Annotated in this window: 18 protein-coding genes; 2 read left to right on the top strand and 16 right to left on the bottom strand. The window is 61.5% G+C overall.

Annotation, left to right across the window (positions count from 1 at the left end; all coding sequences use genetic code 11):
• Positions 1-13: 13 nt before the first annotated feature.
• The 7 genes from AC1DYO_RS22370 to AC1DYO_RS22340 all read right to left on the bottom strand — a co-directional run bounded on the left by AC1DYO_RS22370 (position 14) and on the right by AC1DYO_RS22340 (position 5,584).
• Positions 14-745 (bottom strand): proteasome-type protease, encoded by a 732-nt coding sequence (locus AC1DYO_RS22370; RefSeq protein ID WP_181057107.1) that lies wholly within the window; start codon positions 743-745, stop codon positions 14-16.
• A gap of 32 nt (positions 746-777) precedes the next feature.
• The gene (locus tag AC1DYO_RS22365; RefSeq protein ID WP_181057108.1) at positions 778-1,572 is read right to left on the bottom strand and encodes a transglutaminase family protein; all 795 of its coding nucleotides are present in this window, start codon (positions 1,570-1,572) and stop codon (positions 778-780) included.
• A gap of 85 nt (positions 1,573-1,657) precedes the next feature.
• Positions 1,658-2,599, bottom strand: coding sequence for an alpha-E domain-containing protein (locus AC1DYO_RS22360; RefSeq protein WP_477266664.1), 942 nt, complete (start codon positions 2,597-2,599; stop codon positions 1,658-1,660).
• Positions 2,600-2,659: 60 nt separating this feature from the next.
• Positions 2,660-2,974, bottom strand: a complete 315-nt coding sequence (locus AC1DYO_RS22355) for a four helix bundle protein (protein ID WP_235984193.1) — start codon at positions 2,972-2,974, stop codon at positions 2,660-2,662.
• Between the two features lie 108 nt (positions 2,975-3,082).
• Entirely contained in the window at positions 3,083-4,495 is a 1,413-nt protein-coding gene (locus AC1DYO_RS22350) for a circularly permuted type 2 ATP-grasp protein (protein WP_477266663.1), read from the bottom strand.
• A 173-nt stretch (positions 4,496-4,668) separates the two neighbouring features.
• Complete coding sequence (locus AC1DYO_RS22345; protein WP_023670963.1) at positions 4,669-4,905, bottom strand: Lrp/AsnC family transcriptional regulator; 237 nt, start codon at positions 4,903-4,905, stop codon at positions 4,669-4,671.
• Positions 4,906-4,966: 61 nt separating this feature from the next.
• Positions 4,967-5,584 (bottom strand): thioredoxin domain-containing protein, encoded by a 618-nt coding sequence (locus AC1DYO_RS22340; protein WP_477266662.1) that lies wholly within the window; start codon positions 5,582-5,584, stop codon positions 4,967-4,969.
• A gap of 197 nt (positions 5,585-5,781) precedes the next feature.
• Here AC1DYO_RS22340 and AC1DYO_RS22335 point away from each other — a divergent pair, with 197 nt between their 5' ends.
• Complete coding sequence (locus AC1DYO_RS22335) at positions 5,782-6,210, top strand: DUF4864 domain-containing protein (RefSeq protein ID WP_477266661.1); 429 nt, start codon at positions 5,782-5,784, stop codon at positions 6,208-6,210.
• 11 nt (positions 6,211-6,221) lie between these two features.
• Here the strand turns inward: AC1DYO_RS22335 and AC1DYO_RS22330 are convergent, their stop codons facing one another.
• From AC1DYO_RS22330 to coaD, 8 genes are all read right to left on the bottom strand, one after another.
• The gene (locus AC1DYO_RS22330) at positions 6,222-6,947 is read right to left on the bottom strand and encodes an SDR family NAD(P)-dependent oxidoreductase (protein WP_477266660.1); all 726 of its coding nucleotides are present in this window, start codon (positions 6,945-6,947) and stop codon (positions 6,222-6,224) included.
• A 71-nt stretch (positions 6,948-7,018) separates the two neighbouring features.
• Complete coding sequence (gene tgt, locus AC1DYO_RS22325; RefSeq protein ID WP_477266659.1) at positions 7,019-8,149, bottom strand: tRNA guanosine(34) transglycosylase Tgt; 1,131 nt, start codon at positions 8,147-8,149, stop codon at positions 7,019-7,021.
• Positions 8,142-8,411 (bottom strand): hypothetical protein, encoded by a 270-nt coding sequence (locus AC1DYO_RS22320; RefSeq protein ID WP_477266658.1) that lies wholly within the window; start codon positions 8,409-8,411, stop codon positions 8,142-8,144. Before AC1DYO_RS22320 ends, tgt begins: the two co-directional genes overlap by 8 nt.
• On the bottom strand, positions 8,401-9,489 hold the full coding sequence (gene queA / locus AC1DYO_RS22315; protein ID WP_477266657.1) for a tRNA preQ1(34) S-adenosylmethionine ribosyltransferase-isomerase QueA: 1,089 nt from the start codon (positions 9,487-9,489) through the stop codon (positions 8,401-8,403). The genes AC1DYO_RS22320 and queA overlap by 11 nt, the downstream gene beginning before the upstream one ends.
• Complete coding sequence (locus AC1DYO_RS22310; RefSeq protein ID WP_477266656.1) at positions 9,489-9,938, bottom strand: DMT family transporter; 450 nt, start codon at positions 9,936-9,938, stop codon at positions 9,489-9,491. The genes queA and AC1DYO_RS22310 overlap by 1 nt, the downstream gene beginning before the upstream one ends.
• Positions 9,939-9,950: 12 nt before the next feature.
• Positions 9,951-10,463 (bottom strand): peptidylprolyl isomerase, encoded by a 513-nt coding sequence (locus AC1DYO_RS22305; RefSeq protein WP_477266655.1) that lies wholly within the window; start codon positions 10,461-10,463, stop codon positions 9,951-9,953.
• A gap of 43 nt (positions 10,464-10,506) precedes the next feature.
• Positions 10,507-11,001: a peptidylprolyl isomerase gene (locus AC1DYO_RS22300; RefSeq protein WP_477266735.1), complete on the bottom strand. Its 495-nt coding sequence runs from the start codon at positions 10,999-11,001 to the stop codon at positions 10,507-10,509.
• Between the two features lie 109 nt (positions 11,002-11,110).
• Complete coding sequence (gene coaD, locus AC1DYO_RS22295) at positions 11,111-11,611, bottom strand: pantetheine-phosphate adenylyltransferase (protein ID WP_112561542.1); 501 nt, start codon at positions 11,609-11,611, stop codon at positions 11,111-11,113.
• Between the two features lie 191 nt (positions 11,612-11,802).
• Here coaD and AC1DYO_RS22290 point away from each other — a divergent pair, with 191 nt between their 5' ends.
• Positions 11,803-11,946, top strand: coding sequence for a hypothetical protein (locus AC1DYO_RS22290; RefSeq protein ID WP_181057120.1), 144 nt, complete (start codon positions 11,803-11,805; stop codon positions 11,944-11,946).
• A gap of 74 nt (positions 11,947-12,020) precedes the next feature.
• Here the strand turns inward: AC1DYO_RS22290 and gyrA are convergent, their stop codons facing one another.
• A complete protein-coding gene (gene gyrA / locus AC1DYO_RS22285) occupies positions 12,021-14,819 on the bottom strand; it encodes a DNA gyrase subunit A (protein ID WP_477266654.1) in 2,799 nt (932 codons plus the stop codon).
• Between the last annotated feature and the right edge of the window lie 145 nt (positions 14,820-14,964).

Here is a 14,964-nt window from a genome sequence, read left to right as displayed (position 1 = left end):
AATGCTGGGGTCGCTATCCCGGGAAATCAGGCAGGCTGGCAAAAGCCGTCTTCAACGCATTCGACCAACCGTCCGAAATGGTGCGGTAGTACTGATCATCCTGGCCGATCCGCTTCCTTAGCCCAACCTTGAACGTGTCCTTCTCCAGGAACAGCAGGTCGAGCGGCAGGCCGACGGAGAGGTTCGATTTCAGCGTCGAATCGAAAGAGACCAGCAAGAGCTTGACCGTTTCGGCCAGGCTCATCGTCCTTTCATAGGCGCGGATGATGATCGGCTTGCCGTATTTGGTCTCGCCGATCTGGAAGAACGGCGTGTCGTCGGTGGATTCGATGAAATTGCCTTCGGGATAGATCATGAACAGCCGTGGCGGGCTGCCCTTGATCTGGCCGCCGAGGATGAAGGAGGCATTGAAGTAGGAATCCGCCTTCTCGCCGGCCGGCGACGAACTGGCGATCACTTCCTTGACGGTGTCGCCGACCAGCCGCACCGTCTGGTACATGGAGGGTGTTTCCAGCAGCGTCGCGTGGCGATCGGCAACCGCCTTGGTGCGCTCGTCGAGCAGGCTGACGACGGCCTGCGTCGTTGCCAGATTGCCGGCCGACATCAAAACGATGACGCGCTCGCCGGGCTCTTCCCAGACATGCATCTTCTTGAAGGTCGAGATAGAATCCATGCCGGCGTTGGTGCGCGTGTCCGACATGAACACGAGCCCACGATCGATCTTGAGGCCGACGCAATAAGTCATGGAATCTCTTCAGGCAGCAATCTTGCGGAGAACTACTGCTCTACCGTGACCGTGACCGCAAGCTGTTCCTCCGCCTGTCCCAGTCGAATTCCCGACACCGGCGAGGCATCGCGGTAATCGCGGCCGGTGGCCACCCTGACATAGCGTTCATCAGGAGAAATGCCGTTGGCGGCGTCGAAGGCAACCCAACCGAGACCTTGCACATGGGCTTCGGCCCAGGCATGGCTTGCCGCCTGCTCGATGGCGGCATCCATCATCAGATAGCCGCTGACATAGCGGGCCGGGAAGCCCATGGCGCGGGCGGCGGCGACAAAGATATGGCTGTGATCCTGGCAAACGCCGGTCTTCAGCGCCAAAGCCTCTTCCGCCGGGGTCGTCACGCTGGTGGTGCCCGGCGTATAGGCGACGCGCTCGACGATCAGCGCCATCAGCCGATGCAGCCTTTCGATATCGGTGCCTTTGCCGACCGCCGCGGCAAGCTCGCGAATGCCCTCGCCGGGGACGGTCAAAGCGGTCTCCTGGCTGAACAGCCAGAGCGGCGCGAAACCGTGATGCGGGCCGGAAACACCTGCTGTGTCACGCGTGACAACCTCGCCGGAGGCCTCGACAGTGATGAAGTCGCGCTCGCCCTCGACGCTCAACAGCCTGTTATCATTGCCGAAATGGTCAGTGAAACGCACTTCCTCGCGCGCACCCTCGATCTTCAGCGCCCAGGACAGCACGGTCTGCGTCGGGCCACTGACCGGCAGCAGCCGCAGCCGCTGAAGCAGATAGTGCACCGGCGCATCGTAGCGGTACTCGGTCCGGTGGGTGATTTTCAGCCGCATAACTTGTCTTCCGCTTTGAGCATGACCTTGTCCGAAAACCGGGTCCCACTTTTCGCTAACGCGGCCCTCCGGTTCGGGATCATGCTCAATTGAACCGGTAATCTTGAGCGATCTCTTCGCCAAGCTTGGTGTTGTCTTGAATGAACCGAGCCAGGAATTCATGCAGGCCGGCGTCGAAAATGTCCTTGATCGACCCTGCCCGCAGCATCGCCTGGGTCCTGTCGACAGTGGCGTGGCAGGCATGGCGCTCGCCATAATCGTCACCGAGGAACTTCAGATGCTCGGCGAGAAAACGATAGCAGAAGGTCAGCGAGCGCGGCATGCGGACATTGAGGATCAGATAGTCGGCGATGTTGGTCGGTTTGTAGTCGGCCTCGTAGACCCAGCGGTAGGAGCGATGCGCCGATACCGAGCGCAGGATCGATTCCCACTGGTAATTGTCGAGGCTCGAGCCGACCCAGGAGATCGACGGCAGCAGCACATAATACTTCACATCGAGGATGCGCGCCGTGTTGTCGGCGCGCTCGACATAAGTGCCGAGCTGCGAGAAATCGAAAATCTCGTTGCGCAGCATGGTGCCGTAGAACGAACCGCGGATCAGCGCCGTCTCGCGCTTAATGGCGTCGAGCACGCTCGGCAGGTCGCGCTCGTCGATGGGCTTTGCCAGCATGCGCTTCAGCGCCATCCAGGCTTCGTTGATGCTCTCCCAGGTTTCGCGTGTCAGCGCCGTGCGCACCATGCGGGCATTGTTGCGCGCAGTCTCGATCGCCGACATCGTGCTCGACGGGTTCGAGGTGTCACGCAGCAGGAAGTCGGCGACATTGGCGGCGGTGTAATCCGAATACTTCTGCGTGAAGGCGACGTCGGAGCCGGCGCTGAGCAGCACCGAATTCCACTCTTCCGAGGCGCTCTGGGTACGGGTCAGCGCCATGCGCAGACCGGCATCGACCAGGCGGGCCATGTTTTCCGCCCGCTCGATGTAGCGGTTCATCCAGTAGAGCCCGTTGGCGGTGCGGCCGAGAAGCATATCAGTGTGCCCCGATGAGCGAATAGCGAATAGCGAATAGCGAATAGGGGAAGGAACTTTTCATGATTTTTGTTGCAGGCTCCTGATCATCGAACGCAGCATTTTCCCAATGTCCTCGGTTTGGCCAAGCAAGTTGGCGACCTCCGCTTCGACCATCAATCCTACCTCTCCACACAGGATCAGATGTGTCTCCAATTCTTTTAGGGAGCCCTGTGCCACGCGAAGAAACTGAATGAAGGCTCCTGTGCTTTCTCGTCCGTGACCTTCCGCGACATTTGCTGCGATGGAAGCCGCCGACCGTCGTATCTGAGAGGTCATCCCGTATGCTTCGCTGTTCGGAAAGCCTTTCGTGGCCGAGTAGCAATTTACTGCCAACCCTAGGGCCGCCTTCCAAACAATCAGATCCCTGTAGGAATTGATCGCCGTCGTATCCCCCTCTTTCCCTACTCGCTACTCGCTATTCGCTATTCGCTATTCACTCTTTCAATCATCCAACACCCAGGTATCCTTCGTCCCGCCGCCTTGCGAGGAATTCACCACCAGCGACCCTTCCTTGAGCGCTACCCGGGTCAAGCCGCCAGGCACGATCTGGATGCGGTCGGAAACCAACACGTAGGGCCGCAGATCGACATGGCGGGGCGACAGGCCTTTTTCGGTCAGGATCGGACAAGTCGACAGCGCCAGCGTCGGCTGGGCGATGTAGTTCGAGGGCTTGGCCTGCAGTTTCTTGGCGAAATCCTGGCATTCCTTCTTGGTCGCCGCCGGGCCGACCAGCATGCCGTAGCCGCCGGAGCCGTGCACTTCCTTGATGACCAGCTCATGGATGTGCTCGAGCACGTATTTCAGGCTGTCAGCCTCGGAGCAGCGCCAGGTCGGGATGTTGCCGAGGATCGCCTTGCGGCCGGTGTAGAATTCGACGATCTCGGGCATGTAGGAATAGATCGCCTTGTCGTCGGCGATGCCGGTGCCCGGCGCATTGGCGATGGTGATGTTGCCAGCGCGGTAGACGTCCATGATGCCGGGCACGCCAAGGGCCGAGTCCGGCCGGAACGTCAGTGGGTCGAGGAAGGAATCGTCGACCCGCCGGTAAAGCACGTCGATCTGCTTGTAGCCTTCGGTCGTGCGCATGGCGACATGGCCGTCGACGACGCGCAAATCCTGACCTTCTACCAGCTGCACGCCCATCTGGTCGGCAAGGAAGGCATGTTCGAAATAGGCGGAATTGAAGCTGCCAGGCGTCAGCACAGCGATGGTCGGCGCGCCCTTGGTGCTTTGCGGCCTGACCGCGGCCAGCGATTGGCGCAAGAGCTGCGGATAGTTCTCCACCGGCCGCACCTTGATCTGCTGGAACAGCTCCGGGAAGAGCTGCATCATCGTCTCGCGGTTCTCCAGCATGTAGGAAACACCCGACGGCGTGCGCGCATTGTCCTCCAGCACGTAGAACTCGTTCTCCGAGATGCGGACAATATCGACGCCGATAATATGGGTGTAGACGCCGGCCGGCGGCCTGACCCCGATCATTTCCGGCAGGAAGGCTTCGTTCCTGGCGATCAACTCTCTCGGTACGCGGCCGGCGCGCAGGATTTCCTGGCGGTGATAAATGTCGTCGAGGAAAGCGTTCAGCGCCTGCACGCGCTGCTCGATGCCTTGCGTCAGCCGGCGCCATTCATTGCCGGAGATGATGCGCGGAACGATGTCGAAGGGGATCAGCCGCTCGGAGGCTTCCTGCTCGCCATAGACGGCGAAGGTAATGCCGGTCTTGCGGAAGACGCGCTCGGCGTCCTGCATTTTTTCGGTAAGCCTGGCCGGGTCCTGCTCCTTCAGCCAGCGGTCGTAAGCCGTATACGGTTTTCTCAGTCCGGAAACATCCGGAAGCATTTCATCGAACGCTGCCAATCGCATACTCCCCTGTGACGCCATTTCACTGGCGTCGCGGGAGAAAATCAAGCGCAATCGGTGATTTGGAGGATATCGGCGATCAGTATGTTTCGACTGCCCAAAATTCAGGCAGTCGAACCAGGGGTATAATCAGGCTTTGCCTTGTCGCCGGGCAAGTGCCTGATGTGGCTCTAGAAAGCGCGGAAAGTGACGACCGTGAAGGTGTCCTTGATTCCGGGAATAATCTGCACTTTCTCGTTGACGAAGTGGCCGACATCTTCCTCGTCGTCGACGTAGAATTTGGCAAGCAGGTCGTAATTGCCGGCGGTCGAGTAGATTTCCGAGGCGATCTCGGCATCGGCGAGCGCGCTGGCGACCTCATAGGATTTGCCCAGGTCGCACTTTATCTGCATGAAAAACGTCTTCATTGCCGGTCCCGATCAAGCTTCAGCAAACAAGCGGCCCTTGTGGCAGACTGCCGCCCGGCTTTCAAGCATCAGGCCGAACGTGCCTTCGCAACAGCCTGCCTGAGTTCGGCCACCGGCATGCCGCGCCGGTAGAGACTACCGCCGATGACCAAAGCCGGCGTGCCGCGCAGCTGAAGGCTGTCGCCTGCCTGTCGGTGCGCAAAAGTGCAGCGTCAATGTCGGGCTCACGGATGGCGAGATCGGCCCGCACCATCGCCACATCGACGCCGACAGAAGCAAGAATATCGTTGGTGCGGCGCTCCGAAAGGCCGCGCTGATTGGTCATCAGCGCATCGACAGCCGCGGCATAGTGCTTGCCGCTGAGCAGGGTCACGCGTGCCGCGTCGCGAGAGACGTCGCCGAAGATCGGCCAGTCCTTCATCACCAGCCGGATGCCGCTGTCCTCTTCCATCAGTTTCTTCAGCTCGACGAAGACGAGTTTGCAGATCGGGCACTGATAGTCGACGAATTCAGCGATGGTGACGTCGCCATCCGGATTGCCGAGCGCCGGGATGGCCGGGTCGAAGGCGATTTCGGTGACGGTCGGCCCGGTGCTTGCCCAGGCGGGCAAGGGAGCCAGAACTGCAAGGCTTGCCGCGCCCTTCAGCAAACGGCGCCGGTCGATCGGCTGTCCGAACATGGTTCGTCCCCTGGCTGCGCGAACAGGTCCCCACCCGTCCCTTACGATGCGCGCCCCCGCCTTAAAAGATGCTTAAGCACGATCTTGTGGTCCTTGCGTGGCGAATATCTACAGTTGCTGAAACCGTGAGGCCACGCCAAGCGTATGGTATGATGCGTCCTTGGACAGCTTTTGTTGGGGGACAAAGGAGACAGGCCATGCGCCGCATCGCATTCGCAGTCGTTTCATTGCTGTTCGCGTCAACCCTGTTCGTCTCGGCAGCCCTTGCCGGCGACGCCGAAGTCAAAGCCGGCCAGGCCGTCATCGATGGTCAGTTGAAGGCGCTCATAGCCAATGATGGCGCCAAGGCCTACAGTTTCGCCGCTCCAAACGTGAAGCAGATTTTCCCGACCGTCGACGCCTTCATGAATATGGTCACCAACGGCTATCCGCCGGTGCGCCAGCCACAAAGCTATTCCTTCGGCAAGGTCGAGCAGATGGGGCCGGGTTCGATTATCCAGCAGGTGCTGATCGTCGGTCCCGACGGCAAGAACTGTGAGGCCGTCTACACGCTGCAGCAGCAGCCCGATGGCACGTTCCAGATCACCGGCTGCAGCTTGCGCGCATCGAATTCGCTGAGCACCTGAGTAAAAAAGTCTTAGTAGCGTGCCCTGCCGCCCGACATGTCGAACACGGCTCCGGTGTTGAACGCGCAGGCTTCGGAGCAAAGCCACAGCACCAATGCCGCTACTTCATCCACCAAGCCAAGGCGCTTGAGCGGGCTGGCATTGATCATGTCATTTACCACATCGTTTCCAAGGCGCCTGATCAACTCGGTATCGATCGGCCCCGGTGCCACGCAATTAACCCGAATGTCGGTATCGCAGGTCTCCCGCGACAAGGCTTTCGTAAAGGCAATGACCCCCGCACTCGCCGCTGAATAGGCGGCTAGGTTCGGCAACCCTTCCTTGCCTGCCAGCGACCCCATATTGATAATCCGGCCACTACCAGCCCTGCGCATGATCGGCAGAACCTGGTGCGTAACCTCGAAAACGCCGATCAGGTTGACACCGATGATGCGTTGCCACTCGATGGGATCGAATGCCTCGAACTCACGATAGTCACCTAAATAGCCTGCATTGTTGATAAGAATGTCAATCTGGCTGTTGTCCGCGACGACCTCGGTCAGGGCATCTTTGATCTGGTGAGCCTTTGTTACATCGACCGTCTGGCAGTGCGCGCCGTCCACAAGTGTCGGATCAGCGTCCCATATCCAGACCTCGGCACCGGAGTTCAACAACTGCGCCGCAATGGCCTTGCCGATGCCTCGTGAGCCGCCAGTCACAATCGCGGTCTTGCCGCCAAGTTCGTATGTGACAGTCATGGCTTGACCCCAACCGGACTCTGCGCCCGGACAGTGGATCCGTCAATCATCGTCAGGTGGCGTTGGTTTGTTCAAAGGGCAGGAATATCGCCCCTCGCCCAGCCTTCACTGATCTCCGCTGTGCGAGTTTCGAAGGCCTGTGCTTCAATCGCGGCGCGAATGTCCTGCATCAACTTCTGATAGTAGGACAGGTTGTTCCAGGTCAGCAGCATGGCGCCTAGCGCCTCCTGCGAACGCACGAGATGGTGCAGATAGGCGCGTGAATAATCGCGCGCTGCCGGACAGTCGCTCTCCTCGTCGAGCGGGCGCGGATCGTCGGCATGCCGGGCATTTCTGAGATTGACCTTTCCGCGCCTGGTGTAGGCCAGCCCGTGGCGGCCGGCGCGCGTCGGCATCACGCAATCGAACATGTCGATGCCGCGCGCCACCGATTTCACGATGTCGTCCGGCGTGCCGACGCCCATGAGATATCTAGGCTTGTTGTCAGGCAGTTCCGGGCAGGTGATGTCGAGCATATCCAGCATCACCGCTTGCGGCTCGCCGACGGCGAGGCCGCCGACAGCGTAGCCTTTCAGCTCCATGGCGCTCAGCGCCTGCGCCGAACGCACCCTGAGTGCCGCGTTGTCGCCGCCTTGCACAATGCCGAACATCGCCTTGGCCGGCTGGTCGCCGAACGCCGTCTTGCAGCGCTCGGCCCAGCGCAGCGACAGCTCCATCGCGCGCTCGATCTCCTTGAGCTCGGCCGGCAGCGCGGTGCATTCATCGAGCTGCATCTGGATGTCGGAATCGAGCAGTCCCTGGATCTCGATCGAGCGTTCCGGCGTCATTTCGTAGGCCGCGCCGTCAATATGCGAGCGGAAGGTGACGCCCTTTTCGGTCAGCTTCCTGAGCTTCGACAGCGACATCACCTGGAAACCGCCACTGTCGGTCAGGATCGGCTGCGGCCAGCGGGCGAACTCGTGCAGCCCGCCAAGCCGCGCCACGCGCTCGGCGCCGGGTCGCAGCATCAGATGGTAGGTGTTGCCCAGGATGATGTCGGCGCCGACACCGCGCACCTGGTCCATATACATGGCCTTGACCGTGCCGCCGGTGCCGACCGGCATGAAAGCCGGCGTGCGGATTTCGCCGCGCGGCATGTCGATCAGGCCGCGCCGTGCCTTGCCGTCGGTGGCGAGGACCTTGAAAGTGAACGGCTTAGTCATTGAATTCCTTGTCGTGCACAGGCGCGCCCGGCGCCTGCCTGTCGAGCGACTGGCGATACTGAATGCAGCCGCGCATGAATTTTGGCCAAGGCGGCACGGCGATCGACGGCTCGGTCTTTTCCGGCAGCAGATCCCACAGATCGGGATGATGCCAGCAGAGATCGTGGCCCGTCGTGTCGCGGTGCGCACGAATGCCGGCGCGCAGTTTTTTCACCTCCGCGATCAGGCTCTCCCGATCGAGGGCTTGCAAGTCATCGTCCATCGCTCATCTCCGCTCGATAAAGCAGACTTGCGTCCCCGTAGGAGTAGAATCTGTAGCTGGTGTCGATGGCATGCGCATAGGCTGCGCGCATCGTGTCGAGACCGCTGAAGGCCGAAACCAGCATGAACAGCGTCGAACGCGGCAGATGGAAATTGGTCATCAGCAAGTCGGCGGTGCGGAAGCGATAGCCCGGTGTGATGAAGATGTCGGTCGGGCCGGACCATGCGGCCAGAGTACCGTCCTCACGTGCCGCGCTCTCCAGCAGGCGCAGCGAGGTCGTGCCGACAGCAATGATGCGTCCGCCCCTCGCCTTCGCGGCATTGAGAGCGTCAGCCGTTGCTTCACTGACCGAACCGGTCTCGGCATGCATCTTGTGGTCGGCGGTGTCGTCCGACTTGACCGGCAAAAAGGTGCCGGCGCCGACATGCAGCGTGACGAAGCGGCGCTCGATGCCCTTGGCGTCGAGAGCGGCAAACAATTCCGGCGTAAAATGCAGGCCGGCGGTGGGTGCGGCGACGGCGCCCTCCTCCCTGGCGTAGATGGTCTGGTAGTCGGTCAGGTCGCGCGCGTCGTCGTCGCGCTTGGAGGCGATGTAAGGCGGCAGCGGGATGTGGCCGACGGCGTGCAGCGCCTCGTCGAGAAACGGGCCGGAGAGGTCGAAGCCAAGCAGCACTTCGCCGCCCTCGCCTTTCTCGATCACCGTCGCGTCGAGCTGACCAAGGAAGCAGGAATTGCCATCATGGCCGAAATGGATGCGATCGCCGGCAGCGATACGTTTGCCCGGCCGCATGAAGGCGAGCCACCGGTCCGGCGCCATGCGCATGTGCAGCGTCGCCTCGACCTGTGCCTGCGCTTCGCCGCGCCGCCTGATGCCTCTCAGCTGCGCCGGGATCACCTTGGTGTCGTTGAAGACCAGCACGTCGCCGGCCCTGAGCAGCGACGGCAGGTCTCGCACCGTGCGGTCCGAAAGGTCTTCGCCCGGCCTGACGACCAGCATTCTTGCGCTGTCGCGCGGCTCCGCCGGGCGCAGCGCGATGCGCTCCTCCGGCAGGTCGAAGTCGAAGAGGTCGACGCGCATCAGTAGAGCCGGACGAGCAGCGCTCCGGCCAAGAGCAGCACCGCGCCGGCGATGCGGCCGAGCGAGATTTCGCGCACAGCCACACCGAGGAAGCCGACGCGGTCGATCAGCATGCCGGCCAGCAACTGGCCGGCAACCAGGAACGCCATCAGGGCTGCCGCACCAATGCGCGGCGTCAGGATGGTCGACAGGGTGACATAGAAGCCGCCGAGCATGCCGCCGACGACGAACAGCCAGGGTGCCGGCGCCTTCCAGTCGAGCGAGATGTCGTTCAATTTCACCACCGCGACGGAGATGATGCCGAGCACGGTCGCGCCCGACAGGAACGAAAACGCCGCCGCCGCGACCGGGAGACCCAGGCCGCGCGCCAGCTGCGAATTGATCGGCGCCTGAATGGCGATGAAGGCGCCTGACAGGATGCCGAGCAGCGACCAGACCACGCCCATCATCGTTGCCAGTCCTTACTTGACGTCGGCCGCGACCTTCAGCGACACGATCCTGTCGGGATCGACCACCGGCTCGCCGCGCTTGATCTTGTCGACATTGTCCATGCCTTCGATCACCTGGCCCCAGACCGTGTACTGGCGGTTGAGGAAGGCGGCATCGTCGAAGCAGATGAAGAACTGCGAGTTGGCCGAGTTCGGGTTCTGCGAACGCGCCATCGAGCAGGTGCCGCGGCCGTGGTTGGCGTTGGAAAACTCAGCTTTGAGGTCGGGCTTTTCCGAGCCGCCCATGCCCGCGCGGGAGGGGGCAAAAGTCGGCTTCGAGGAATTGCCGAACTTGACGTCACCGGTCTGCGCCATGAAGCCTTCGATGACGCGGTGGAAAACCACGCCGTCATAGGCGCCTTCGCGCGCCAGTTCCTTGATGCGGGCGACGTGGCCGGGGGCCAGTTCAGGGAAAAGTTCGATGACGACCTTGCCCTTGGTCGTTTCCATGATGAGCGCGTTCTCGCGGTCCTTGATCTCAGCCATGTCGGATATCCTTTATCTCAGAAAAACAGATTGATTTGATAGGTTACTTGTCGGCGGCGATGCGCACCTTGATCATGCGGTCGGGGTCGCTGACCGTGCCATTGTCGGCCTCATCGCCCTTCTTGATCTTGTCCACCAGCTCCATGCCGCTAACGACATTGCCGACGATGGTGTACTGGCCGTCGAGGTTCGGCGCTGGCGCGAACATGATGAAGAACTGCGAATTGGCGGAGTTCGGGTCCTGCGAGCGGGCCATGCCGAGCGTGCCGCGCTTGTAGTGTTCGCTCTGCGAAAACTCAGCCGGCAGATCAGGCAGCTCGGAACCGCCGGTGCCGACGGCCTCGGGGCTGAACCCCTTCTTCATATTGCCGAACTTGACGTCGCCGGTCTGCGCCATGAAGCCGTCGATGACGCGGTGGAAGGCGACATTGTCGTAAGCGCCTTCGCGCACCAGCTTTTTGATCTGCGCGACATGCTTGGGCGCCAGGTCGGGCCGCAGCGCGATCGTGACGTCGCCGCCCTTCAAGGTGATAATCATAGTGTTTTCCGGATCGGCGGCGAAGGCCGAGACGGATGCGGTGACGAGACCGGCAAGCACGACGAGGAATGAGGCGAGCTTCTTCAGCTGCATAGGGATCTCCGAAGGATTATTTCTTGAATTTTGCGGTGAGCGCGCCGGCAACGGCGGCCGGCACGAAGGGACGGATGTCGCCGCCCATCGAGGCTATCTGGCGCACAAGTGTGGCGGTAATGGTGCGCACCGAAGGGCTGGCAGGCAGAAAAACCGTCTGCAATTCGGGCGCCATGGTCTCGTTCATGCCAGCCATCTGCATTTCGTAGTCGAGATCGGTGCCGTCGCGCAGGCCGCGGATCATGATCGAGGCGCCATGTTTCCTGGCGGCGTCGATGACCAGCCCGTCAAAGGCGACAACCTTGATGCGGCCGCCATCGCGGCCGAATTCGGCCTTGGTCGCGGCCTCGATCAGCTTCACCCGTTCCTCGAAGGAAAACAGCGGCGTCTTGCCGGGATGGGTGCCGATCGCCGCATAAACGGTGTCAGCGACAGCCAATGATGCCTTCAGGACGTCGAGGTGTCCGTTGGTCAGCGGGTCGAAGGAGCCGGCATAAAGAGCGGTGCGTTCGGTCATGGCAGGCTTCTAGCGGGGCATTGGACGGAAGGCAAATGCGATTGGAAACATCTACGTGAACCTTTTCGCAGACATGAACGACAGATGAATGCCTTGCTCACGAAGACTTCACGCACCGTTCACTAGTTTGCACTTCAGAAGATGAAACCAAAACCCCATCTAACCGTTGTAAGGCGCAGGAGAACACGCAAATGCTGATCTACATGCTCGCCACCGCAATGACCGTCGCCATGCTGATTGCCACCGCATTCGGGCTGCATCAGGAGGCAGAGCGCGTCCGTGTCAGGACAAAGCGCTTCGAAGGCTTCGGCGCTCGTTGGCCGCACCGTCACTAACGATTTCACCGGCTAAGTCTTGATTGCGCCGGCCCATCGGGTCGGCGTTGCTGTGTCTGAGCCTGTTCGGCCCTTTATTCGGCGCTGTCCGGTGCCGCATCTCCGGCGTCCGGGACAGCCTCAGCGGCGCCCTCGCCGTTCTCTTCGACATCCTCGTCCGACTGCGGCTCGGAGATCCGCTCGACAGAAACCACCTTTTCGCCTTCGGCGGTGTTGAAGATGGTCACGCCCTTGGTGGCGCGGCTGGCGAAACGGATGCCGTTGACCGGCACCCTGATGACCGTGCCGCCGTCCGAAACCAGCATGATCTGGTCGTCATTGCCGACCGGGAAGGTCGCCACCAACTGGCCGATCTCTGCCGTTTTCGACACGTCGGTGGCGCGGATACCCTTGCCGCCGCGTCCGGTCAGGCGGAAATCATAGGATGACGAGCGCTTGCCGTAGCCATACTCGGTCACCGTCAGCACATACTGCTCATGCGCCTTGAGGAACTCGTAGCGGTCGTCCGAAAGCTCCGCCTCCTCGCCGATCTCCTCATTTGTCAGTGCGATCTCCTCTTCCTCGCCGGCCGTCTCGAGCCGCCGCTCCGCCGCGGCCCGCTTGAGGTAGGCGGCGCGCTCCGCCGGTGAAGCATCGACATGCTCGATCACCGACATGGAGATAATGCGGTCAGTCTCGGCCATGCTTATGCCGCGCACGCCGACCGAATTGCGGCTCTGGAAGACACGCACGTCGCCGACCGAGAAGCGGATGCACTGGCCAGAGTTCGCCGTCAGAAGCACGTCGTCATTGTCGGTGCAGGTCTCGACGCCGAGGATCTCGTCGCCCTCCTCCTCCAGCTTCATGGCGATCTTGCCATTGCGGTTGACCTGGACGAAGTCGGACAGCTTGTTGCGGCGCACGGTGCCGCGCGTGGTGGCGAACATCACGTCGAGTTCGCCCCAGCTGCTTTCGTCCTCGGGCAGCGGCATGATGGTGGTGATGCGCTCGCCCTGCTCAAGCGGCAGCATGTTGATCAGCGCCTTGCCGCGCGACTGCGGATTGCCGATCGGCAAGCGCCAGACCTTCTCCTTGTAGACGATGCCGCGCGAGGAGAAGAACAGCACCGGCGTGTGCGTGTTGGCCACGAACAGCCGGGTGACGAAATCCTCTTCCTTGGTCGACATGCCGGAGCGGCCCTTGCCGCCGCGGCGCTGTGCCCGGTAGAGCGACAGCGGCACGCGCTTGATGTAGCCGGAATGGCTGACGGTGACGACCATGTCCTCGCGCTGGATCAGGTCCTCGTCTTCCATGTCGGCGCCGCCGTCGGTGAGCTCGGTGCGGCGCGGCGTACCGAACTCGTCGCGCACAGCGGCGAGTTCGTCCTTGACGATCTGTTGGATGCGTGCGCGGGACGACAAAATATCAAGGTAATCAACGATTTCGGCGCCGATCGTGTTCAACTCGTCGGCGATCTCGTCACGGCCGAGCGCGGTCAGGCGCTGCAGGCGCAGTTCGAGGATGGCGCGGGCCTGTTCCTCGGACAGATTGTAGGTGCCGTCCTCGTTGATGCGATGGCGCGGATCGTCGATCAGAAGGATCAGCGATTCGACGTCGCCGGAGGGCCAGCGGCGCTCCATCAACTGTTCACGCGCCGTCTGCGGGTCCGGCGCGGTGCGGATCAGCTTGATCACTTCGTCGATGTTGGCGACGGCAATGGCGAGACCGACCAGGACGTGGGCGCGGTCGCGCGCCTTGCGCAGCAGGAATTTCGTGCGCCGGCTGATCACCTCTTCGCGGAAGGAGACGAACGCCTTCAGCATGTCGGTCAGATTCATCACTTCCGGCTTGCCGCCGTTCAGCGCCACCATATTGGCGCCGAAGGAGGTCTGCAGCGGCGTGAAGCGGTAGAGCTGGTTCAAGATGACGTCGGCGACGGCATCGCGCTTCAGTTCGATGACGACGCGGTAGCCTTGGCGGTCRCTCTCGTCGCGGATGTCGGAAATGCCTTCGATGCGCTTGTCGCGCACCAGCTCGGCCATTTTCTCGATCATCGAGGCCTTGTTCACCTGGTAGGGAACCTCGGTGATGATGATCGATTCACGGTCGTTGCCACGCTGCTCGACATTGACCTTGCCGCGCATGACGATCGAGCCGCGGCCCGTCGCATAGGCGCTGTAGATGCCGGAACGGCCAAGCACGATGCCGCCGGTCGGGAAATCGGGACCCGGAATGATCTCCATCAGCGCCGGCAGGTCGATCGCCGGATTGTCGATGATGGCGATGGCGCCGTTGCAGACTTCGGCCAGATTGTGCGGCGGAATGTTGGTGGCCATGCCGACGGCAATGCCGCCGGAACCGTTGACCAGAAGGTTGGGGAAGCGAGCCGGCAACACCTTCGGCTCGGTGTCGGACGCATCATACGTTTCCTGGAAATCGACGGTTTCCTTGTCGATATCCTCGAGCAGCTCGTGCGCGACCTTGGTCAGGCGCGATTCGGTGTAGCGCATTGCCGCCGGCGGATCGCCGTCGATCGACCCGAAATTGCCCTGCCCGTCGATCAGCGGCACACGCAGCGACCAATCCTGCGCCATGCGCACCAAGGCGTCATAGATCGAGGCGTCGCCATGCGGATGGTATTTACCCATCACGTCGGCGACCGGGCGGGCCGACTTCACATATTTGCGGTTCCAGTGGTAGCCGCTCTCATGCGCGGCATAGAGAATGCGGCGATGTACGGGCTTCAGGCCGTCACGCACATCGGGCAGCGCACGGCTGACGATCACGCTCATGGCGTAAGAGAGATAGGAGCTCTGCATCTCCTCGATGATGGAGATCGGCTCGATGCCGGTGGGGCCGCCGTCGGCGCCGCGCGGTGTTTTTTGGTCGGTCAAATCTGATCACAATCTAATCGGGAATCACTGACCGCTTATATAGGAAGCCAGCCTGAAACTCCAATATTCGCGGCACTTTTCCAACGACAATTTCGGTGGTAATTTCAAATGGATACCGCTGATTGCGACGATTTGGCCATAGCGC

Source organism: Mesorhizobium sp. P2_F5, from assembly GCF_056403715.1.
The sequence above is the reverse complement of the archived record's forward strand: the minus strand, read 5'-3'. Positions and strand labels throughout refer to the sequence as shown.